The 21,105-nt window shown below is 66.2% G+C and carries 19 protein-coding genes and 1 pseudogene; 5 read left to right on the top strand and 15 right to left on the bottom strand.

What is annotated here, in order from left to right:
* Window positions 1-181 precede the first annotated feature (181 nt).
* Window positions 182-709: a hypothetical protein gene (locus ACZ6SD_RS25420; protein ID WP_465319496.1), complete on the bottom strand. Its 528-nt coding sequence runs from the start codon at window positions 707-709 to the stop codon at window positions 182-184.
* A gap of 134 nt (window positions 710-843) precedes the next feature.
* On the opposite strand from ACZ6SD_RS25420, the gene ACZ6SD_RS25415 reads away from it, so the two are divergent.
* Window positions 844-1,041, top strand: coding sequence for a hypothetical protein (locus ACZ6SD_RS25415; protein ID WP_465319495.1), 198 nt, complete (start codon window positions 844-846; stop codon window positions 1,039-1,041).
* Window positions 1,042-1,043: 2 nt separating this feature from the next.
* Here the strand turns inward: ACZ6SD_RS25415 and ACZ6SD_RS25410 are convergent, their stop codons facing one another.
* The 3 genes from ACZ6SD_RS25410 to ACZ6SD_RS25400 form a co-directional block, all read right to left on the bottom strand.
* Window positions 1,044-2,834 (bottom strand): ATP-dependent nuclease, encoded by a 1,791-nt coding sequence (locus tag ACZ6SD_RS25410; RefSeq protein WP_465319512.1) that lies wholly within the window; start codon window positions 2,832-2,834, stop codon window positions 1,044-1,046.
* A 516-nt stretch (window positions 2,835-3,350) separates the two neighbouring features.
* Complete coding sequence (locus ACZ6SD_RS25405) at window positions 3,351-4,241, bottom strand: pPIWI-associating nuclease domain-containing protein (RefSeq protein ID WP_465319494.1); 891 nt, start codon at window positions 4,239-4,241, stop codon at window positions 3,351-3,353.
* 705 nt (window positions 4,242-4,946) lie between these two features.
* Window positions 4,947-6,089 carry a pentapeptide repeat-containing protein gene (locus ACZ6SD_RS25400; protein WP_465319493.1) on the bottom strand — a complete coding sequence of 381 codons (1,143 nt, stop codon included), beginning with the start codon at window positions 6,087-6,089 and terminating at the stop codon, window positions 4,947-4,949.
* A gap of 259 nt (window positions 6,090-6,348) precedes the next feature.
* Between ACZ6SD_RS25400 and ACZ6SD_RS25395 the strand changes: the two genes are divergently transcribed.
* Genes ACZ6SD_RS25395 through ACZ6SD_RS25385 form a run of 3 tightly spaced genes read left to right on the top strand, consistent with a single transcriptional unit; the run spans window position 6,349 to window position 7,725 of the window.
* The gene (locus tag ACZ6SD_RS25395; RefSeq protein WP_465319492.1) at window positions 6,349-6,834 is read left to right on the top strand and encodes a hypothetical protein; all 486 of its coding nucleotides are present in this window, start codon (window positions 6,349-6,351) and stop codon (window positions 6,832-6,834) included.
* Complete coding sequence (locus ACZ6SD_RS25390) at window positions 6,831-7,367, top strand: tyrosine-type recombinase/integrase (RefSeq protein WP_465319491.1); 537 nt, start codon at window positions 6,831-6,833, stop codon at window positions 7,365-7,367. The genes ACZ6SD_RS25395 and ACZ6SD_RS25390 overlap by 4 nt, the downstream gene beginning before the upstream one ends.
* The gene (locus ACZ6SD_RS25385; protein WP_465319490.1) at window positions 7,360-7,725 is read left to right on the top strand and encodes a hypothetical protein; all 366 of its coding nucleotides are present in this window, start codon (window positions 7,360-7,362) and stop codon (window positions 7,723-7,725) included. The genes ACZ6SD_RS25390 and ACZ6SD_RS25385 overlap by 8 nt, the downstream gene beginning before the upstream one ends.
* Before the next feature lie 163 nt (window positions 7,726-7,888).
* Here ACZ6SD_RS25385 and ACZ6SD_RS25380 read toward each other — a convergent pair whose 3' ends face one another.
* From ACZ6SD_RS25380 to ACZ6SD_RS25345, 8 genes and pseudogenes are all read right to left on the bottom strand, one after another.
* Window positions 7,889-10,639 carry an NACHT domain-containing protein gene (locus tag ACZ6SD_RS25380; protein ID WP_465319489.1) on the bottom strand — a complete coding sequence of 917 codons (2,751 nt, stop codon included), beginning with the start codon at window positions 10,637-10,639 and terminating at the stop codon, window positions 7,889-7,891.
* Window positions 10,640-11,220: 581 nt separating this feature from the next.
* The gene (locus tag ACZ6SD_RS25375) at window positions 11,221-11,496 is read right to left on the bottom strand and encodes a hypothetical protein (RefSeq protein WP_465319488.1); all 276 of its coding nucleotides are present in this window, start codon (window positions 11,494-11,496) and stop codon (window positions 11,221-11,223) included.
* Between the two features lie 183 nt (window positions 11,497-11,679).
* Window positions 11,680-12,444, bottom strand: a complete 765-nt coding sequence (locus ACZ6SD_RS25370) for a M48 family metallopeptidase (RefSeq protein ID WP_465319487.1) — start codon at window positions 12,442-12,444, stop codon at window positions 11,680-11,682.
* Window positions 12,441-13,319, bottom strand: coding sequence for a DNA-processing protein DprA (locus ACZ6SD_RS25365; protein ID WP_465319486.1), 879 nt, complete (start codon window positions 13,317-13,319; stop codon window positions 12,441-12,443). The genes ACZ6SD_RS25370 and ACZ6SD_RS25365 overlap by 4 nt, the downstream gene beginning before the upstream one ends.
* Window positions 13,320-13,389: 70 nt before the next feature.
* Entirely contained in the window at window positions 13,390-14,190 is an 801-nt protein-coding gene (locus ACZ6SD_RS25360) for a hypothetical protein (RefSeq protein ID WP_465319485.1), read from the bottom strand.
* 359 nt (window positions 14,191-14,549) lie between these two features.
* Complete coding sequence (locus tag ACZ6SD_RS25355) at window positions 14,550-14,711, bottom strand: hypothetical protein (protein ID WP_465319484.1); 162 nt, start codon at window positions 14,709-14,711, stop codon at window positions 14,550-14,552.
* A 489-nt stretch (window positions 14,712-15,200) separates the two neighbouring features.
* Entirely contained in the window at window positions 15,201-15,452 is a 252-nt protein-coding gene (locus ACZ6SD_RS25350; RefSeq protein ID WP_465319483.1) for a hypothetical protein, read from the bottom strand.
* Between the two features lie 13 nt (window positions 15,453-15,465).
* A pseudogene (locus tag ACZ6SD_RS25345) lies at window positions 15,466-15,888 on the bottom strand (transposase); the annotation flags it as partial.
* A gap of 398 nt (window positions 15,889-16,286) precedes the next feature.
* Here ACZ6SD_RS25345 and ACZ6SD_RS25340 point away from each other — a divergent pair.
* Window positions 16,287-17,453, top strand: a complete 1,167-nt coding sequence (locus ACZ6SD_RS25340) for a hypothetical protein (RefSeq protein WP_465319482.1) — start codon at window positions 16,287-16,289, stop codon at window positions 17,451-17,453.
* A gap of 886 nt (window positions 17,454-18,339) precedes the next feature.
* On the opposite strand, the gene ACZ6SD_RS25335 is transcribed toward ACZ6SD_RS25340, so the two are convergent.
* From ACZ6SD_RS25335 to ACZ6SD_RS25325, 3 genes are all read right to left on the bottom strand, one after another.
* On the bottom strand, window positions 18,340-18,723 hold the full coding sequence (locus tag ACZ6SD_RS25335; protein ID WP_465319481.1) for a hypothetical protein: 384 nt from the start codon (window positions 18,721-18,723) through the stop codon (window positions 18,340-18,342).
* A gap of 80 nt (window positions 18,724-18,803) precedes the next feature.
* Window positions 18,804-19,541 carry a hypothetical protein gene (locus tag ACZ6SD_RS25330; RefSeq protein ID WP_465319480.1) on the bottom strand — a complete coding sequence of 246 codons (738 nt, stop codon included), beginning with the start codon at window positions 19,539-19,541 and terminating at the stop codon, window positions 18,804-18,806.
* Window positions 19,542-19,967: 426 nt separating this feature from the next.
* Window positions 19,968-20,726, bottom strand: a complete 759-nt coding sequence (locus tag ACZ6SD_RS25325) for a hypothetical protein (RefSeq protein ID WP_465319479.1) — start codon at window positions 20,724-20,726, stop codon at window positions 19,968-19,970.
* Window positions 20,727-21,105: the final 379 nt, after the last annotated feature.

The following is a 21,105-nucleotide window of genomic DNA, read 5'->3' as shown; positions in this document are numbered from 1 at the left end:
AGCGACGTCACTTGCTGGTCAATTCCGACGTCCCTTCGTCGGTCAAACCATGATCGATGTCGGTGACTTTTGACATGCCGCGATGCGCAGATGAGCGCATGATCTCAAGGGAAGGACCCTGCGCTTCGGATGCTCGCTACGACGCTTGGAGCTGGCGAAGCTGGCGCGCCGATGCAGTTGATCAGTGCAGGACGACTCCGATGCCTGAGCCTGGACCTGGGAGAAGGCCACGAACAGATGGTCCGTCGCCGGATCGGAGATCGGCAAGCAACTCGGCGGGGTCGACTGTGGTGCCGATGAGTGCTTCCGATGTCTGGCGTGGTGTGCGGACCTGCTTGAGGCGGGCGAATCGCAGGCCTCGGCGTTCATCGAGGGAGCGGACGGCGAGTCCGCGGCAGTAGTACTTGATGAACTCGGATTCGGCGTGCACTTGTGGCGCGTTGCCCGGGACCTTCCTGGTCCTCGTCATTCCGTCCTGGACGTACTGCTCGTGAGACAGCCAGTAGGTCGGCAGCATGATCCTCTCGTGCAACCATCCCGGATCGTGCTCGCCCAGCGCGGTGCGTAGTAGTCGGGTCCAAGCCGCGTGGCCTGCGCTGGTGAGACGGGTAGAGCGGTAGATGCCCGGGCCTTGTTCGTCGGTGTCCAGTTCGCGGAGCATCGCTGCTCTGGTTCTGCGATCGTCGAGGTCCGGCAGGACGTGAGTCATCAGGCGTCACTCCGTCGCGGGGGCGGGGAAGTCGTCCGGTCGTTGTCCGCGTGACTGGGCCAGACGAGGTAACCATGGACTGAACTGCGAGAACTGTCGGTGGGTCGGGGTACAAAGAACCTGGGAGGTGCGAGATGGACGACTCCGGTGGGCGGACGGTGGACCCGGACGGGTGTCGGTGGTGCGGCATCGCTGAGCTCAGGCACGGGCAGCGCTGGCACCGGGACACGGGCAGGCATGGCTGGGTCGGCCCCACCTCCGAGCAGCGACTAGACCGCATGCGGGCCCGTCGCGCCGCGCGGGCGGCCGTGGGCGCGCGGCGGGCGAGCTGAGGTCACGGTTCGGCGAGGTCCCGGGCTCTGTCGAAGACGCTGGTCACTTCCTCGGGGATCTGACCTCGGTCGGTGAGCGCGTTCGCAAGGTCGAACATGATTGCGGGCTTCCCGCTGGGCGGTGAGTTGCTGTCCTCGACAAGAAGCGAGAAGACCTTTTCGCTGAACTTCCCGGTGCCGCGCAAAGCGGCGAAGTGCTCCTCGGTCCAGTCGCCATTTCGGCGTGGCCATGCCCGGTTGGCGGCCAGCGCCCAGGTCTCGTCAGGAAAGACAGCCTCAAATTCGGGTGTCGTATCGTCGCCGATGAACTCTACGCGCTCTCGCCACGTCGCACCGAACGCCTTTGTTAGCTGCTTGTCCTTGAACGGTTTCTGAGTCAGGCTATCGTGGTCGATCGCCAGCATGATCGTGCGGTCGCGTTCGTGGAGGTATTTCGCCAGCTCTAGCGCTCCGATGTTTCCGCCGCAGGCCCATAGGGCGATACCCGCGGATTGCAGTGGAATGCCCTGGGATAGCCGGAACAGAACCGGGAACGCTCTATACTCAGATTCGCCTTCCACCACGAGGAAACACCGCTCGTGCAGGAGCACGGAGTTCCGCAGGCCGACCGAGGTGGCGATCGCGCCGAGGTGCTCATCGACGGAGGTGTGCGTGTCCTCGAGTAGCCGTTCCACCGCCGTGCGCCCCCCGTCGAGCTTCAGGTGCACGATGTCGGAGATGTCCACCCCGTCGATGAGGTTCATCGAGTGGGTCGCCACCACAACGTTGACGTGCTCCAGCGCGCACTGCTCGTGTACCAGCCGCATCATCCGCCGCTGGTGAGTGTAGTCGAGGTGGGTGTCGGGCTCGTCGTAGACGACGATGGTCTGACGAGGCGGGAACTCACCCGCGATCGAGGGAGCGGTGAGGTTGCTCGCGGTGTTCTCGTCCTCGCGCAGAAGGTTGCTGGTCCATTGCCACACCGCCAGCAGCACCCTGCGCGAGCTTCCCCTGCCGAGCCGTTCGATGCCCACGGCGCCGGACGGTCGCGTGACACTGAGGGTCGCCTCGGTGAACGCCTGCTTGATGGACACCTTGGGCTCGATCCGTACCGCACCCAGGTCGTCGCACTGTGTCTGGATGTGATCACACAGGCCCTTGGCATCACGGCGGATGCGGTCGGCGAACTCGAACTCGAGCTGCTCCACCCGGGAGACGAACTCCGACTCTTTCATGTATTCGTTGAACCGGCTCATCAGCGCCGTCCGCACGGCGTTGCTCGGTGCTTGGGGGCCGTCATCGAACACGAGCGGAATAGGCAACCGCTGCTCGAACCCCGTCGGAGGAGGGACCCACGCCTGCTCCATGGCCAGGGTGGCGATGTGTTCCTTCAGCACGGCGATGCACTGCGCCTTCAGCAGTCTCTCCGGCTTCAGTTCGAACTCGTCGACCATCGCCTTCAGATCCCGGGCCGACATGGCGTCGAGACGTCGAAATCGCTCGTCGACCGGGGCCATCGTGCTGACCTCGTAGACGTGTCGCCCGTCCGCCCATCGGCGCCGGGCAGTCACCGTGTCCGGCAGAGCCCAACTCGCCTTCTCCCAGTCGTCGAGAACGAAGATCCCCTCGACCTCGACGGTGGCCGTCGAGGGCTGGTCCGCATCACCTGGTGACGAGTCCCCGCACAGAGTTCGGTCCTCTTCCACGACCTGGTAGTGGTTCAGGAGGTACCGCAACCCGTCGATGACCGCCGTCTTACCGCCGTCGTTGTGACCCGCGAGAATCGTCGGATTGCTGATGGGGATACCACTCACATCCGCCAACGACCGAAACCCTCGAACATTGAAACTTGACAATCGCACCGGGTCCGCAGCCTCCCACATTGAGCAAGATCATGTCCCCGACGCAGGGAGAGTACGGCGGCGAGACAGCGACCGTCGACCCGACACACCGTGGACGGAGTTGCCTGCCAACCTGGTCCATCGGCAACGGAAAGAGTACTGGCGCACATGCGCAGGAGATCCGCACAACCACCATCTGTCACGGGGGTCGACTTGCAGATGTGCGGAGCCTGACGATTCGACACGACCATGCCAAGATCATCTCAAGCCATGCCACCGACCTGCACGAGGTGGTTGGCTGGCTGAGCGGGCTGACCATCCGGCGCGTCAGGTCGCTGTCGGGCACGCAGCTTGATCGACGCCAGACACGCCGACCCAGAAACCACCACGCGCTGCGACCGGGCACGGCAGAACCTGGACCGCAACTAGCCCCGGGGAGAACCGTGTCGACCAGCCCGCCATGTATGCGGCTGGTCGACACGGTCTCGGTTAGTTCCGGGGCCGAACGAGCCGGTGGAGGAACCTGATCGCGCTCTCGACCCGCTCCTTGATCACGCGGAGCTCGCTGAGATCGAAGGCTCCCGCCGAACCGTGCGTCCCGCGGTTGAAATCGTCGAACAGCGCGATGACGCTGTCGATGTCTTTGTCGACGAAGTCGGTCAGTTCGTCGTAGCCCTGTCGCTTGAGGAAGTACTGGATGCGGGCTCGGCGGGAAACGGACCCCCGGGGCGTCTTCGGATAGTCGGGGATGGCCCTCTTGACCGCGACGTCGGGTGCCTCACGCTCGAGGATCATGGAGATGATCTCTCGCGCGCTGGTGCAGAAGTGGCGTGCGGCGTCCGGGTTCCTCGGGCTGAGCGAGTAGAGCGCGCCGTGCCACCGCTCATCGAGTTCCGGGTCGATATCGCTGAGTTCGGCGGCGATTACGCTGGCTTGGAGGTCTGCCTCGGCAGGGGCTTCCTGGTCGACGATGTCCAGAAGAGCGTTGAGCGTGCCAACGCTGTTCGCCGCCTCGCCTTCGACCAAGTCGAAGAGATCGTGCTCATCGACCCACTGTCCGCTCTCCGCGACCTGCTCGACCTGTGCGAACGTGCGCTGCACCGATGCCACAGACGTGCGGTACGTGACGTAACGAGTGGTCACCGCAGGCCGGGATTGGAGCCTTGACAGCTCGGAGCGCAACCTCTGCTGATTGGCACGAACCCGGGAGTTGTAAGCACGTACCTCTCGGTTGTACCTGCTGTTTGCCTGCTCAAGGTTCCGCGCCGCGGTCTTGAGCTTGCTGGAATGCTGCCGAAGCTTCTGCTCGGCCTGACGCAGTTTCTGCTGGGCCTGACGAAGCTGGCTCGCGGCTTGGCTTGGCGAGATCCGACGAACCATGGCTATCACCTCAACTCGGTGGGCGTTCGCCCGTGACGTACGTGCGTTCGTCGCTCCTGAGCAACGCACGTCGTGCAGGTCGATCTTGCTCGCTCTGCCGTCGCCAGGCCGGAAACGTGTGTTCGATTATGCCGGCTCACCTGGTCAGATGTCGTGAACGGGTCCGGGTGGGCGTGTCGGACGCGCGTGGAAGTCAGAGCAGGCGTGGCGCAGCGACGGCCCCGCCCTGGGGGTGAGCTGGGTGTCACCAGGACCGCCAGTAACAGGCTCAGGGTATCGACGGCGACCTGACGTTTGCGGCCGTTGACCTTCTTCCCTCATCCCCATAGTCAAAACCGAACATTCTCCGATTCGGGTGACGATGCCGCCCACGCGCGTCGCAGACAGCGTGCCCGACATCCCTCGCCGCCATACGCAGTCGATCAGGCCGAGAATGCTCGAGTAACGACGGGTCTCAGTCCGCCAGCGGCGAGCAGATCTCCGATGACCAAGCCCACGTCACAGAATCACGAACATCCGCTCATGCCGCTGAGCGATCGAGGCCTCGGCGCACCCTCATGCCGATGTGCGGATGCTCGTGCGTGGTGCGGACGGGGCCGCCGAGCGATTCGCTCGTCGGGCTTGAGTGGACCTGCCCAGCAGGATGGGCGCGGTGGCCACCGGACGGTGTGCTCTGTCGTGGGCGTGCTCGTGTTCGGACGTGGTTCATCCTTGCTGTGGTGTCATGTCCCGCGGCGGCGGTAGTTGCAGACCGGTGGGGGTCGGGGTTCCCGACGGCCATGGTTCGGTGATCGTGGGTGGTCGTGCTGGATCGGTCCTCGACAGGTCGACGACACCCCCGCTGAACCTGGCACCGGTGAGGGATACACCACCTTCGGCGAACCTGGCGCCGTCGAACGAGACGGTCCCAGCGGCGAATGTCGCACGGTCGAACGACAACTGCCCGATGATCGTGGCATCGGTGAAGGTGACGGTGCCGGTGAACGTCGCACCGGCGAAGTCGCCGCCGTCGAACACGGCGCCGGTGAAGTCGAAGTCGTGGCCGCGCCAGGTCCGCGGATCGTCGTCGGGCAGGTGGAGGTTGTCCCGGATGAGCCGGACGACGACGAGCCGGACCTGCCGCTCTTGGACCGGGTCCCGGCCCACGGTCGCCAGGTCGCCCCTGTCGTGCGTGGTGGGCAGGGGATCGACCCCGACGCCGCCCGCGGGTGAGTAGGGCTGTCGCAGGTAGGCGCACAGCACATCGATGCAGCCCTGGCGTGCCTCGGGCGCGTCATTGGCCAGGGCCGCGAGCGCGTAGACACCGGCGGTGCGGACCGCGGCGTCGGGCGCTCCCAGCAACTCGGCGGCCTTGCCGAAGCGATCGAGCAGCACCTTGGCATCCTCGCGGTAGACCTCCACCTCGTTGAGGCGTTGTCGCCGGTAGGCGACGGCCAACGCCACCACCGCCCCGACACCGCCCACGACCGCCAGCACCACCTTCACAGCGTCGAGCCGGTCCCCGACACCCCACCCCGTCGACGCACCAGGCGGCAGCGACCGGCCGGGCACACCGACGACCGGCCCTCCCACCACACCCCACAGCAGCAGACCCACCACACCGGTCACCACCACGGCCGCACCCAGCAGCAGCACCACGTGGAACGACAGCGGGATCCGGGGTGCACGCGGTCGACGCCCGAGCGTCATCGTCGCCGTCCGACGCCGACCACCCACCAGCAGCGCCACGGCCACCAGCGTCAGGACCACCGCCGGCCAGAACCGACCGGCATACCGCGCCGCCGACACCGCCACCTGCGCCCACCACCCCGGCGCCACACTCACCCCGGCGCCGACCAACAGAACCACCGCCGACCCCCGCCGCACACGCGACGCCCGCGGAAACCCCACCACCGCACTACTCACCTGCAACGATTCCATGCACGACATCGTTGACTACCCGAGCCCCCACCAACCCGGATTCGACCCATACAACACGACACATCAACCCAACGGCCGCACACCCGACCACAAGCGGCGAACCGATCCACACCACGTCACACCGTCAACGACCGCTCATGCCGCGGCAGGGTCGCTGGGCAAGCGGGTCGGGTTCACCGTCATCGGCATGACTACTTCAGAAGTACTTCCCGACGGTGACGTCGTGTTGCGGTTGGCCTGCTCGGCGTACCTGGCCCGGTTCACCGGCACCTCGCGGTCGCATACCGAGTCCGACCTGCGGATCTACCTGACCTGGTGCGGCGAGCACCAGCTCGCCCCGCTGGGCATGGCACGTGCGGATGTGGAGCGGTATGTGCGGTGGATGCAGGAGATCCGCGGATTCAAGCCGTCCACGGTGTCGCGGCGGATGGCCGTGGTCACCGGTTTCTACCGCACCTGTGTCATCGACTCCGTGCTGGAGCACTCACCGGCGGACTACGTTCGCCGACCGGTGGTCGCGAACGAGTCACCGACACTGGGTTTGTCGCACCTGCAGTTCGAGGCATTGCTGACCGCCGCCCGCGACTCCACCAACCCGTTCGATTTCGCCCTCGTCGCGATGCTCGGCCTGCTCGGGCTGCGGATCTTCGCGAAGCCTGCGGCTCCAATGTGACCGACATCGGTGAGGAACACGGCCACCGAGTCCTGCGCGTGGTCGGCAAAAGCACCAAGGTCGCTCTTGTGCCGCTTCCGCCCGCCGTCGGCCGGGCCCTCGACAGGACTGTCGGCGACCGCACCACCGGGGCGATCCTGCTCAACCGGCGAGCACACCGCATGGACCGCCACTGCGCCACCCGACGGCTCTGCCGCCTTGCCGCGGTTGCGGTCGTGCGGCTGCCCCGCATGCACCCCCACATGCTCCGCCACACCTTCGTCACCACCATGCTCGACGCTGGCGTCGACCTCCGCGACGTCCATCGCCGCCCGCCACGCCGACCCCAGAACCACCATGCGCTACGACCGAGCCCGCACCAACTTCGACCGACACCCCAACTACATCCTCGCCGCCTACATGGCCTCCGGCACCTAACCCACCTTCCTAGCCTGGTTTCGCCTGCTGTTCGCTGCCGGTTGCATCCGGGTGATCGGGATCGGCAGGCACTGTTACGACGTAGCCGCCGAACGCGATGGAGCACCCGTGGGTGACTCAAGCGATCTGACCGCGTTGACCCGACAGTTCAGTGGGGACATGCAGCGCGGTGTCGAGGAGCTCGCGCGACTGGGATACGACGCCACCCTGTTCCGGCGAATGCTCGCCGACCACGGGCCGATCGACGCCGCGCGACGCCTCTGCCTGGACCCGAAGCCCACCTACGGCCTGTGGCGCCTGCAGCAACTCAACCGGCTCGACGCGAGCGTGGAGATGTGGGTTCTGCTGCCCTGGTACGAACCCCTGTTCGACACCGCGGTCCGCGACCAAGCCGAACGGAAACTTCGCCTGCTCGGCGTCAATGTCGACAGCGCACAGCGGCGCCTCATCGACCAGATACCGCCGACCCCGTAACCCCTCAGCCGCACACAATTCCGTGTGCCTCGACCGCCGCAGCCCACCGTCCAGCCAACGCCCACTCGTGCCGACGAGCGCACGTTCGAGGAGGTCCTTGAATCGACGAGTTCGGCCGAGTGGGAGGCGCGTGTGGCTGTCTGAGCCCGTGAACATGCGCAAGCTACCGGCCAATACTGCTAAAGACGGGGTCTCCTTTCGCCCACCGCGCAAATAGTGGATGCCACTGCTGATACGTGTCCCACTGAATGACCTGGGCGATGACGAGCGGCGCCAACTGGTCGCGGGTGACCCTGAGCTGATTGCTCGCGAACGCTGTGCGGGAGACGGAGGACAGCAGCGGCTCGATCCCCGGAATGAGTGTGATCAGATTCCGCCACGACCGCTCGGCGTACCACAACTTCCTATTCTCGAAGTCGAACGCGGCACACAGGGTAGCGAGGTAGATTATTCGCAGCCCTCGACCGTCCTCGGCGTCACCGCTCGTGGGGAAGTGCAGATTCAGCACCCTGGGGGTGAAGTTGCTGTCTCCCAGTAGTCCACCGGCGGGCGATATGAGCCTGGTCGATGCGATGAGGTCCTCGGTGAGTTGTGGGGTCAGCTGTGCTAGCGCGTGGGTTTCCCTGTACAGCGTCGCCAGCATCGGCCGCAGTGTCGGCGGTTCGGTTTCACGGTGGAAGAACGCGGTGAGTGCTCGACTCAGTTGCCCGGTCTCGATCAACATGCGCGCTCCTGCCACCTGGGTGTACTTTTGAATCGAGATGAGCCCGCGCTCGCTGAGGGTGGCTAGCACCGGCGGCTCGATCTGGTGGATCAGCTCGGAATAGTGTCTGGTCACGAGATCAGCGAACGGGAACCTGGATTCTGTGAGCCGCAGGGATACGTCCCGCGGGCTATCTTTGACGTCGGGGTGCCGGAACAACGACTCGATGAGGATGGCACCAACTCGGAGTGCCAGTTCGTCGGCCTGCGGGGATGCTCTGGTGTAGGCCTCTGGGTCGACGACGCGCAGCTCGTCGTCGTGCTCGATGCCTGGCACCTCGGCCCGCGGCACTTGTCTGCAGGTTGCGATGATCAGGTCGTGTAGGTCGAGTGGGGTTGATAGCAGGACCGCGGCGAGGCTGTCGTCGACTGTGCGACCGAACTCGGTCAGTGCGGCCCGGAACATCCGGGTCGTCGTCCGGGCGGAGGGTCGCAGGTACCGTAGCGTCCTTAGCCCGAATTCCAGCAGCTTTCGCCGATCGGCACCGCCCACGGTCGAGTTGAACACCAGGAGGCTGAATGCCTCGTCCGCACCGCCCGCGGACTTATCCTCGAACTGCTGCAGCGCGATTTGCGGCACGACATCGCTGATTCCCCGCAGCACCAGTGGGGTGACCATCGTGACCAATGCCTTGGCGTCCCGACAGTAGCGGACGATGTAACGCGCGGCATAATATTCCATGAACGTGCGGTGGGTGAACCCGAACAGGCGCTCCCCGCGCTCGGAGGTGCCCAGTCGGGTCAGCAGCCACGCCCGGCCCGCGCAGTAGTCGAGGAAATCCTGGGCCTGCTGCCGTGACGATTCGACGTTGCCGACGATGTTGCGCTCGAAGTAGTCGGTGATGATCTGCCGTAGGCGAGTCTCCGTCTCGCCGCCGAGGTTGGCTTCCCGGTTGAAGAAGTAGTAACCCAACTCCTGGACCAGGTATCGTGTCTGGGTGCCACGGCTGACCGGCGTCGGGACGCGCCGTACTTTGTCCCAACGCTCGAACAGCAGGTGGGCACATTCTTCGTATACCTCAGGCCGGTTCTCGGGTATGTAGCCCTCGTGTCGGTAGATAAGGCACAGCAGTGACAGTATCAACGGGTTAGTCCGCAGATCGGCGACATGCGCGCTGTCGGCTAGGAAACGCTCGGCGAGTACGTTGTGATCAACGCCCGCCATCGCCAGGTCGGCGATCTCGAACCAGCGGGCGACGTAGAGCCGTACCTGTTTCTCGGAGAAGTCCGGCAGCCGGTATGTCGGAAAGAGGTCAGGATCCAAACGAGCCGTGAAAAATCCCTCTTCCCGCGCTGTCACGACGACCCTGACCAGCGGGTATCTGTGAGTGAACGCCTGCACCGCCTCGGCCACCGATCTGCGGTGCTCAATGTCGACGATCTCGTCAAGGCCATCGAACACTACAACGGCCAACCCGAGCAGAAGGATGTCTCGGACGATCTCGTCGTCCAACTCAGCTTGCGTAAGCAGCCGCAGCCGAGTTGTGAGCGCGCGGACGAACGAGTCGTTCGGTACCTGGTGATCCTTGAGTTCGACCACCAACGGAGCACAAGGCTCATCCTCGTCGACCGCCGTACGGTAGAGCAGGTGCCGGATGAGGGTGCTCTTCCCCGCGCCGGGGTTGCCGATGACCACGTATCGGCGTTCGGGGATCTCGCTCTCGCTGACTTCTGCGTTATCGGTGGTGCTCAGTGACCGGGTCACATACAGCCGCTCAAGAGGGACCAGGTAGTCCTCTCTCGAGTGCGGCATGACGAGCTTCCCGTACCGCTGCTGCTGGGCGTGACCTATCACAGACACCGCGCCGTGCGCCCGTCGCACCCGCTCGTCTTCGGCCGATACGACGGCCCGCTCCACAACCACCCGCGCCATCGGGGCCGACGACGTTCGCGGCGCGGTGGGCGTGACCAACCGCGAGATGTACGCCAGATCCTGCACGTCGAACGCGTCGGCCGCCCGAAGCTCCGCCACGTGCAGGCGCACGCAGTCCCCGAGGTCCGCCCACAACGCGTCGGCGAGCCGCTCCACCTGCTCGCTGGGCAAGTCCACCTTGCGCACCAGTTCACGACGGAATGTCGCCGCCAACTCCGCCTTCTCCGCCTCGCGGGCTGCTCCGTCCGGAGCCGACTCCACCACCGCCAGGATCTCCAACAAGCCACCACATACCCGGCTTTGTAGATACTTCGCGATGGCGTTGTGAGCAACCCGCACCTGCTTCGTTTCGGCCCACCCGGCCGACCTACGCACAATTCGCGGCGCGGGCCGAAGCCGGGCCAAGGCCTCCCGCCACACCGGCGCCGAAGCTCGTACGACAAGCCCGCCAACAGCTTTCGCGGCGGACTGCGCAACAATCACAGCTAGCGGCTCTGCCACACGGCCTCCCTCATCGCATTGATCACGTTACCGGGATCGACCCACACCCTGAACCGCCCACAACAGCAACCTCGTTCGCCAGATCCCGAATATCCGCTCATGCCGCTGACCGATCACACTATTCAGGGCAGCGAGTGCTCAAGTAGTGCGGAGACCAGCCGAGGCCAGGCCGCTCACACCGCACGGAAACGCCAGGTCATGCGAATCAAGTTTGTTCATGTTCGTGCGGAACGTACAGCTCTAGCACTCCGGTGCGGCGGCGGTTCAGACCGAGCAAGTTGGCATGGCTTCGCACGAGGGCGGATGTCTCGATCCTGACATGGGCGAGCTGGCATTGCGCGGACGATCACTCGACGCGGTCACGCGTCGGCGTCCTTGCCTTCGAGCAGCTTGTACAAGTTGGTGCGGTCCATGCCCAGTGCGCGGGCGACCTGCGCCTTCGGGATCTTGTCGTCGATCGCCGCAGTCATGCGTTCGAACCGGGCGTCACGGGCCTTCCGGAGCTCTTCGAGCGTTGTGACTCGCTGGGCTTGTAGCGCCGCCTCTTGATCACGGATGCGCTGGAGTCGCTCCTGGAGTTCCTTGACCTTGGCCGCACTCTCCCGGAGGAGCTCGAAGTGCTGTTCCTTGTCCACTTCCTTGCCTCTTCCCGGGTCGTGTTGCCAAGCTGAGGTAGCGACATGTTGTATCACACTGTAGACGGCAACAGTTCAGCTCTACATCTTAGGGGGCCTCACGTCGGGCACGACCGAAGTCGGCCGTCCCGAACGCGAGGACCCAGCCAACTGCGGGCAGCGTATCGGTGATGACCTCGGTTTTCAGTCGCCAAGCCAGGCGTGGCGGCCGATTTCGGCGAGTTCGGTTTGTCGCCGCTGCCAGTCCGGCATCCAGAGGTACATCCGCTGTTGCCATGCGCGGCCGTGTGGGCGTCCACCGGGTTGGGTGGCGTGGGCCTGTTCGTGGACGAGCGCGTACTCGATGAGCCGCATCGGCAGGCCGAACACGGCCCAGTGCAGCGTCGTCGTGTGCTTCGGTGGTCCCTCGTAGATGCCCCAGCGGCGCCGTCCGAGATCGCGAACTGCGTAGTTCAGGCCGGTGATGGCGTCATCCAGTTCGTACTGGCGTCCCTCGCGGCGCAGCCAGGCGAGCCCGACCTGCTGGTACAGCCCGATCACTGCCCGGCGGACCAGCTCAGGTCGCTGTCTCCGCGCGGACAGGACGCCGTCGGACGTGATCACAGGTAGCTGCTCGATGCCCGCGGGCGCGGCGTCGATGAGGTGGAGCCAGTAGCGCCTGCCGAGCAGATCGAACTCCTCGCCGTCAACGAATTCCTTGACAGGGTGATCCGGGGCCAGCCGTGTGGCGGTGTCGACCTTCTCGGTGATCCAGCCGCGTTTACTGTCGACAAACCGCGCCACCTGTTCCGGGGCGGTTGTCGGCGGGATTAGCACGGTGACACTGCCTCCCGGGTTGATCTGGATGCCGGTCTTGCGTCGTCGTGGACGGATGGTTACCTCGACCTGCCACTCGGGTGGCAGGTCGAGGGCGGCTATGGCGGTTTGGAAGGCGTCGGGGCTGGTCATCGCACTCCTTCCTGGTAGTTGATGTGCTCGACTGAGCTGGCCACGGTGGCGGCGCCGGTGCGCAGCAGTTCGTTGACGCCGTTCGAGGTCACGGAGTGGATCGGTCCCGGTACGCCGTAGACCCGGCGGCCGAGTTCGCCAGCGGCTCGGGCGACGGCGAGGGCACCGCTGCGCGGCCCGGCTTCGACGATGACGGTCGCCGCGGCGAGAGCGGCTAGCAGCCTGCACCGCGCGTGGAGCCGGATGCGGGTTGGCACCGTGCCGATGGGGTATTGGCTGACCAGCGATCCGTCCTGCTCGATGATGGTCTGGTAGAGCTGGGCGTGCTGGTGCGGATGGGTCCGGTCGATGCCGTTGGCGAGCACGACGATCGTCCGGCCGTCGGCGGCCAGTGCGCCGCGGTGCGCTTGTTCGTCCACGCCGAGGCCGCCGCCGCTGACGATGGTCACCCCAGCGCGGGCGAGGTCGTAGCCGAGGTCAGCGGCGACCGTGTTTCCGTACGCAGAGGAGGCGCGTGCGCCCGTGACGGTGACGGCGGTGCCGGTGAGTTCGGCCAAGGAGCCGCTGCCGCGCACCCACAGCGCGAGCGGGACGCCGAGGCCGGCCAGGCCGATCAGCCGTCCGTCCGGCCAGTCGTAGTCTTCGGGCGTGAGCAGCCGCGCCGTGCCGCTGTCGAGGGCCCGCAGGTCGTCGTCGATCCGGGCGTCAGGGCGGGTGGCCTCGTTGAGCACGGCGGCGGGGGCGGTGCCGTGCCGGATCCGCGCGACGGCGTCAACCGAGCCGTGGACGGCGACGTAGTGGTGAACCGCGGGTGCGGGTGGTTCGGCCGCGCGCAGGAGAAACAGCCGGGCGCGCAGTTCGTCGTGTGAAGGCACGGTTCAACTCCTCGATGGTGGTAAGGCTTGCTCGGGCAGTGGGCTTGGCAGGTGCGGTTCACGGGCCCGGCTAGGGCTCGGTGTGGTCGTGCAGCGGGATGGGCAGGCTGTGTCCGATCAGCTCGCGCCAGCGGGAGTCGCTGGTGTGCAGGTGGGCGCCGGAGGCCATGAACCGCTTGCCGGGGGCAGCGTCGGCTGGGCGTGCGACGTAGCGGCCGTGCTGGAACAGCAGGTAGACACCCGGTGCGTCGTCGGTGGGTTCGGAGATCCGGGCGAAAGCGGGCAGCGTCCGGTCTTCCCCGACGCCGAGGATCGTGACGTAGCGGACGCGGGAGGACAGGCCCTGGTTGGGGCAGTGGATCGGGCCGGTCAGGATCTCCGCGCGCAGCCCTTTCCGGACGACCGGGACCTCGATGACGCCGTCCTCGAATTCAGGGATCTGGTCGAGATCCGTGACGCCCCACGGTGTCTCGGTGTACGCCGCGAGAAGCCGGTAGGCCGGGACGTAGTCGGCGCCATGGCGCACAGTGGCTTTGGCTTCGGCGGGCAACCGGGTCAGCACCGTCTCGCGCAGGCGCTGTGTCCAGGTGTGCGCTTCGCTGGTGTGCCAGCCGATCGTGCCGCTGGTCTGGTAGGCGTAGCAGTCCAGCAGGCACAGCACGGCGATCGGGTGCAGCGCGCGGTTGGTCACCGTCGCGACGTAGTCCGGCCGCTCTTTGTTCTCCTGCTCGGCGTCGCGGTGGGGGCGGTGCTGCCGAAGCAGCATCCGGCCGATTTGGGTGGGATCGTCGAAGACGCCGATGAGGCCGAATTGCAGTCCGGCGTTGACGAGTCCGTCGATGTGCGCAGGGTGTAGGTCGAACCGAGACATGGCGGTATCCCTTCAAGAGATCAGAAACTTCTGTGAGTGGTTCAGGCCGCGTTGCTGTGGGCCTCGGCCGTCGACGAGGGCTCGCCGGCACGACGGTGATGGCCATGTCGACGCGGCGTTCCAGCCGGACCAGCGTCTCGTCGGCGTGGGCGGCCCAGGCGTCGGTGAAGCTGTCGGGCTCCTTGTCCTGTGCCTGAGCGGGAGCGACCGTGTAGAACTCCTCCTGGGTCGGATAGATCCCGTCGCAGCGTCTGCGGAGCGACATCAAAACTGCCGGTCAGCGCTCCGAAGGTCCGCTGTGGGTGCCCGCGGTCGCGGAGATCGGGCTGCGGTCGATCCGCGCGGGTCGGCTGCGGTGGTCAGGAGATGTTCGGTAGGCGCCAGGTGATGGGCCGAATACGCAGGGGCCGCATACCGGCGTAGGAGGCGGCGAGGTTGCCGTGGTCGGTGATGACGCGGTAGCCGACAAGCCACACGGCGAACCCACGGTTCGGCAGCGGCGCCTTGGCGGGCTGTCGCATCGGGTGCCGGCAGCATGGTGGTGTCCAGGCGCGGCAGGGATGAGCGGTAGTGCTCCAGTCGTCCGCCGATCATGGGGCAGGACTCGCTGGTGTAATTGGCGCACCACGGGTGTAGCGCGGGCTCGCTTGTGCATTGGCGCGGGAGGTCGGACAGTCGCATCATCAGCACGGCGCGGTGCTCCAACGGACGGCCGCACACGCCGCACCACCGGTTGACCAAGGCGCGGCCCATTAGATCGCGGTCGACGGAGCCGAAGAGGTATCGGCCGTCGGCGGTGCGGGGCGTGATCCAGGGCACGACCAATTCGCCCACGGTCGCGAGGTGCTGTAGTGACAAGGGAATCGGGGGCACGGTGACGTCGGACATGATCCTTACTACTGTCTTCAAGGGGTTTGTCGCGTCGCGCACGCACGCGAAGGCCCGTACGCGACGCTGAAGGTGGGAATGACGGCGAGGCGGATGCCCGCGTCGGGTCCGACTTCGGGCTGTCAGGCTGAGGCTGTGCGTGGCCTGGTGTCGCGTGGGTGCCTGTTTGTGTGGCTGCCGGTGCGGAGTTCGAGTCGCACGGTTTGGTTGTGGCAGCGGTACAAGGCGCGCGGGTCGAGCCAGTCGGTGGCCCGATGGTCGGCTGGCGCGAGGCCGACGGCGGTGGGAACGCCGCCCAGGAACGCGGCGGCGAGCATCGACAACGTGATCTGCCGGTACCACGCCTGATACTTGCGGACCTGGTAGTGATCCATGCCGGCCTCGTTCTTAGCGAACTGGAAGGTTTCCTCGACACCCAACGACTTTCGGCGACCCGGACAAGCTCGACCAGCGGCACGGGACGGAGAGTGAGGTGCTCGTCGCACCGGGGTCCAGCAGCAGCCAGTCATACAGCCGGTCGCCCTTGCTGTCCTCCCCGGCAGACAGCCGTTGCCAGCTCTTGCGCGGTGCTGCGCGGGCCAACTCGTCCGCCCGCGCAGCACCTTGCAAAGTGACGAAGCGGTGATCGCAGGAGACGGCCATCACGCAGTTGATGTCGTTGTCTTTCAGCCAGGTTCGCAGGCCGGGGTTGTCGCCGTAGGCCTCGTCTGCGGTGAACCAGCCGATATCCCTGCCCGCCTCCAGCAGCCGAGCCAGCATGTGTTGGGCCAGCGCGGGTTGGTCGCGAACTCCATATCCTCGCCGATCCCGGTCTCCGCGCCGCGTTCACGGTCGTCGGTCCAAGGACGCGGGCAGATAGAGCTCGCGGTCGATCAACATCCGCGATCATCCGCGTATCGTCGGTCCGGGTGGTCCGGGTGGTCCGGGTGGTCCGGGTGGTCCGGGTGGTCCGGGTGGTCCGGGTGGTCCGGGTGGTCCGGGTGGTCCGGGTGGCTCCGGCCCCCGGAGCCGCCCCTACGCGCAGCTGTTTAACGCGGGCCACACGCCCCTTTGATGAGGCGAACTTCGCTGGCTCCTCAGCAGCCGATCACCTTATTGACTCGTCGGACGCTGCGGCTCGTCGATGGCCGACAGGTCGAGGTGCCGACACGCTGTGTCTGCGCGACGCGGGCGCTCTGGAATCACCTGCGCCCACGTACGATCGCTGAATGGTGGACTCGACGCATGACTGGCTTCCCCAGCGTCATCTCGGTGTCGCCGCGACACTGTCCCATGCTGACGAGCTGATCGGGCAGATCAGCGATCTGCTCGTCGTCTACCAGACACACGCCGAGGGCGTGTTCGGCATGTGTGAGGTTCCGGCTGGGCCGGTCAGTCGGACCGTGGTGGACCGCGTGGCTCCGATCCCGCGCAAGGTGCCGCTGCTCGTGGCTGACGCGCTGGTGGCGTTGCGAGCTGCGCTTGAGCACGCGTTGTTCGCCGAGGTCGAGTTCTTGGACGGTGCGCCACTCGACGAGAAGGCGGCCAGGCTCGTGGAGATGCCCGCGTCGGACACCTACGAGAAATTTGAGGAGTGGACGAAGAAGCGAGTCCGCAACGGTCCCGAGTCGCTCCAAGCGGGCAGCGAACTACTTCGGCGCGTCGCCGGTCTGCAGCCCTTCCAGCGGACGGCAGAACCGCAGATGCACCCGCTGGCCCGGCTGGTGCTCCATACCAACCATGCCAAGCACCGAACACCCGCGATCACGGCGGTCCGACTGGCCGCCATGTACCACGACGATCAGAGACCTCGCTCGATTCATGACCTGCCGCCGCAGCCAGAGAAACCGCTGCGTGTCGGTGACATTATTGCGGAGACTCCGATGGGCACCAAGATCCCCATCACTCTGTTCCCGACGGTGGGGATCAACCGGCCTGGCACGGACCGGTGGCCGGTGCTGATGCAGGAGCTCGATGAGATCTCTCAGTGGGTTCGTCTCCAGGCGGTGCCGCGCCTGATCACGGGCGCGGAGCCGCCCGAGCCGGCGCTTCCGGCGCGCTACGACACCGGAGTCGGTCATCAGGACGAACGCCGCGCGATCGCGGCGGGATCGACGTTCTCGGCTGCCGATCGCCACAAACAGCGGGTCAGCGCCGCGTCGGTTCGGCTCGACCTGGTCGATGTCCTCAGCCAGGCTGACGGCTCCCCAAGCGGCGAACAGGTGTCGGCATGGCTGGCTCAGCTGACCGACGAGGAGCTGCTCAGCAGATTCTCGATGCTGAAGGCGACCCATACCTACGACTCACTTGTCATGGGTCAGAACGCAGGAATCCTCAAACGAGTGCGCGACGAAATCATTGACTTCGCTCGCGGTGAGGACGTCCACCGAGAATGACTGGCGCGGCGAAAGCTCGTGCTCAGCGCTGGTTGGGCAGGCAATCCCGACCACCCAGCGGAAGGTCGGATCCCCCTTCGTGTCTCAGCTCGTCGAGTAAGGCACTTATGCAGGACGGCGCATCAAGCCGCGGGCAGGGGCTGTGCTCCGCCTCGGCGAGACCGCACCACGGTCACGGTGCAACAGATCCCCGTCGCTGCGGAGTCCGACGAGGACGGGTGCGCGTGCTGCGCCCCGGCCCAAGGACCCTGCGCCCGCCCGGCCACAGATGCTGATCCCACCCCGATCATCCGCGACAGCGCGGGAGGACCGTCCCGCTCGCGGTTGACCCGAGAACAAGGACCGGCAGAGGAACCACCTCCAACTCGACTGCCTAACCCCTACCGAGGGCTGCCCGCTCACCGACGCCAACGCAGGTGTGTCGCTTGGTAGTCCGGTCAACATGTCGGGTCATGTCCTGGTCGTAGGCCAGGTGGTACGGCACGCAGGAGGCCCGGATCCGTTGCCACACTTGGCTTTCGGATCGTCGGCCGTTGGTCCTCGTTCGTCATCGGCTCGAAGGTGGCTGCACGGTTGGCCGATCGTGATCATCAGCGCGCGGAAGGTGCCGCCGGGCACGGCGCCGACCATGGTGGCGCTGGGTGCTGTGCTGATCAGCGTGGCGTGGTATCGGGTGGCGTCACCGGGAGCCCGCCAAGTCCAGCGCGGGCGTTCCGTGGGGATGTTGATCTCGGCGATCAGTTGCCGGGCGCGTGAATGTCCTTGGTAGTCATGGCGATCGAGTCCTTCGGATGTGTGTCAGCACATGCTGCGCGATGCCCTCCCCGTGGCGAGTTGGCGCTGGGGAGGACATCGCGCCGATGTGCGTAGCTGGTTGCCGGAGTGGTCAGGTGTGGCGGTGTCGCCGGATGGCGTGATTGACGGCGTTGGTGATCGTGTCGCTGTTGGTCTGCGCGCTCGCTTGTTGGTAGAGCGGCCAAGACCAGACGCAGTCGCGGCCGTCGCAGTAGATGCGGACGTGCCCGTCGTCGTTTTCCTGGAGTACTAGGGGAAGGCGGTGCCGCTCGGGCTCCGGCCGCTGGCGCGTGCTGCCTGATGTGGTGAGGTGCGAGCCATCCTGAAATCCCACGTCGACCCCGCGTTCGGCGAGGTGCTGTACGACGTGGCTGACGAGGTCTTGCGCGTTGACCTTGCCGACGGCCGAGCCGGGCCGGGCGGGATCTTTGAGGTAGTGGTGAACCAGGTCTTCCAGTGTTTCGACCAGAATCATCGGTGGGTCCTTTCGTGGGAAGCGGTAGGTGCGTGGGCAGGGGACGCGTTCCAGCCAGACACAGGCGATAGTTGGTGCGGCTACTTGTATTCGTGCTTCCACCTGGCTTCGACTTTGGGCGCGAGTTCGGCGCGCAGGTCGTCCTCGGTGCGGCTGTGCTTCGCGGCCAGCGCGGCGAGGATGAGCCGGGCGTCCTCTTGGTACTCGGCGATGGTGTCTCGGTGGTGGGCGATGCTTGCCCTGGTCAGATGCCGGGCGTAGGCCAAGGCGTCCGCGTAGGAGCGACGGGCGGTGAACTCGGTGTCGATCTGCCCATACGCCTTGGTGCGCAGGGGTGTTCCTTCCGGTGCGGTGATCGCTTTGGCGGCTTTGGCCTTCGCGTGTTCGGCTTTCTCCGCTTCCCGTGCGAGTTGCTCGGGGGTCTTGATCCGGCTGGGCCGGTTGCGGACCTCGATCGGCGCGCTGGGGTAGCACTCGGTGCACGCGGTCTTGCCGGCCTGCTCGACGATCTCGGTCTCGTCGTGCCCGGAGAGCTGGGTGAGCCAGGCGAACCGGGTGGACGGGAAGCAGGTGCGGCAGGCGGTGGTGCGGTGCACGTGGCCGCCGGTGTTGAGGACCAGCCAGGCGCGGGTCCAGCCGCCCCGACGCTCGAACTCCGCATCGAGGGGGCGCGTTGCGGCGGCCAACGCGGTGAGGTCCTGCGGACCGTGCTCGACGTCGGCGTGGTCGACGGTGAGGCGGTAGAAGGTTGTGGTCTGCTTGGTCGCCAGGACCTGCCACCCGGTGCCGTCCGGAACAGGTGTGCATGTCAAGCGCATGGTGTTCCTCCTTGCGGTGTAGTAAAAGAAGATTCCCGCCCGGCTTCCGCCGGGCGGGGTGAAACCGATCCGGCCAACACCGACCCCTGCGCACGAATTGTGGGAGAACGGCCCGTCGCGGAATCGATATACTCGACGCGGTCTTATCTAGTCCAATTGCCGTCAGCCCGGGGGTGATGAGGTCGGACATGGACATGTCACTACGGAATAGGAGCTGTTTCCTGCTCGACAGCGGTGACGGGCTGCGCTGTCCATGGCGAACGCGGCTGGCGACGCAGCTGGTGCGGTCGCCGCCGTTTTTTCGATGTCGGGTGCTGGCTGTGGTGACGGCGACGCCATGTAAATCAGCGAGCGTCTTCCAATGGACCGAACGGCCAGCGACAGCCAGGCGCCGCTTCCTGGTTCGGCGACAGGGCCGGGGTGGTGTCAGGTCGGGCTGGGGGCGGTGGGGGTGTCGTCAGGGTCGTCGGTGCCTGTGATCTCGATGTAGGCGAGGTGTTCCATGACGTCCCAGAAGTGTTCTTCGTTTCCGGCGAGGGCGTTGTCCTGGTCGTGTTGGGTGGTGGCGTGGTCGGCCCAGTCGTGGGTGAGGGGGTTTTCGGCGGTGAGGATCACGGTGGGGCCGAGTGCCCAGTTCTGGGCGTTGACGGCGAGCGCGGCGATGGCGATGGGGTCGGTGTCGGCGGCGAGCCAGGTCAGGGTGGCGGGGTCGCGGCCGGTGGCGCGCATGGCTTGGGCGACCTTGCGGAGGGATTCGCCGGTTCCGGCGGCGGGATCGCGGATCGTGTTGCCTTCCTGGGGCGGGTCGACCGGGTGCGTGGTGGGGCCGGTTCCCGCAGGCGTGGTCGTCTCGGTGGTGGTGCGTAGGGCGGTGAGGGTGATGCCGAGCAGGTCGACCTCGTAGCGTCGCCGGGTGGCGGTGAGGCGTAGTTGCCCGGCCCGGATGGCGGTGTGAGCGAGGTTCTTGGTGGTGAGCAGGTCGCCGTGGATGGGGTCGTCTCCGAGCCAGGGGATTATCAGTGGCGCGGCGGCGCGGCTGATGTCGGGTCGGTTCACCAGGAACAGCGCACACACGCCACGGGCGAATTGGGCCCATTGGGCGTTGTCGTATCCGAGGATGGTCTGTTCGAGGAGCGCGAGTGTGGTGTCGTCGTCGGTGTGGCAGCACGCGAGCAGCGCGACCACCGACAGGGCGACGTCGATGTCCTCGTCGCTGCCGTGGCCGCGGTTCCATGCGGCGGCGGCGGTGTCGGCGATCTCCCGCGCGTGCGCGTGTGGGTCGTGGGAGGTGGTGCCCGCACCCGAGACAGGTGTGTGCTTGCGCGAATTTGTGGGCGTGGTCCTTTCCGGGGATGCGACGAAGTCGGAGGGAATTGGTTGTGGGGGAACGTTTTAGGGGGTTCGGCAGGTGTGGGTGTGCCAGCGGAGCAGGCCGCCGGTGGTGGGCGGGTGGTCGCCGGTGCTGTGGGCGGTGGTCTCGTGGGTGAGGCAGACGAACTGGGCTCGCGGGTTGCCGGTGAGGTGGACCAGGTCGCAGCCCCTGCTGCGGAGGACGGCGCGGATG

Source organism: Actinokineospora sp. NPDC051303, assembly GCF_055586285.1.
Note: the sequence above shows the minus strand (reverse complement) of the source record. Positions and strands in the feature narration are given on the sequence as shown.

Excerpts from the sequence above, each read along its gene's own strand:
- ACZ6SD_RS25420 (WP_465319496.1), bottom strand. The coding sequence starts at position 709 with ATGACTCACGTCCTGCCGGACCTCGACGATCGCAGAACCAGAGCAGCG.
- ACZ6SD_RS25415 (WP_465319495.1), top strand. The coding sequence starts at position 844 with ATGGACGACTCCGGTGGGCGGACGGTGGACCCGGACGGGTGTCGGTGG.
- ACZ6SD_RS25405 (WP_465319494.1), bottom strand. The coding sequence starts at position 4,241 with ATGGTTCGTCGGATCTCGCCAAGCCAAGCCGCGAGCCAGCTTCGTCAG.
- ACZ6SD_RS25395 (WP_465319492.1), top strand. The coding sequence starts at position 6,349 with ATGACTACTTCAGAAGTACTTCCCGACGGTGACGTCGTGTTGCGGTTG.
- ACZ6SD_RS25370 (WP_465319487.1), bottom strand. The coding sequence starts at position 12,444 with ATGACCAGCCCCGACGCCTTCCAAACCGCCATAGCCGCCCTCGACCTG.
- ACZ6SD_RS25360 (WP_465319485.1), bottom strand. The coding sequence starts at position 14,190 with ATGTCTCGGTTCGACCTACACCCTGCGCACATCGACGGACTCGTCAAC.
- ACZ6SD_RS25355 (WP_465319484.1), bottom strand. The coding sequence starts at position 14,711 with ATGCGACAGCCCGCCAAGGCGCCGCTGCCGAACCGTGGGTTCGCCGTG.
- ACZ6SD_RS25350 (WP_465319483.1), bottom strand. The coding sequence starts at position 15,452 with ATGGATCACTACCAGGTCCGCAAGTATCAGGCGTGGTACCGGCAGATC.
- ACZ6SD_RS25340 (WP_465319482.1), top strand. The coding sequence starts at position 16,287 with ATGGTGGACTCGACGCATGACTGGCTTCCCCAGCGTCATCTCGGTGTC.
- ACZ6SD_RS25335 (WP_465319481.1), bottom strand. The coding sequence starts at position 18,723 with ATGATTCTGGTCGAAACACTGGAAGACCTGGTTCACCACTACCTCAAA.
- ACZ6SD_RS25330 (WP_465319480.1), bottom strand. The coding sequence starts at position 19,541 with ATGCGCTTGACATGCACACCTGTTCCGGACGGCACCGGGTGGCAGGTC.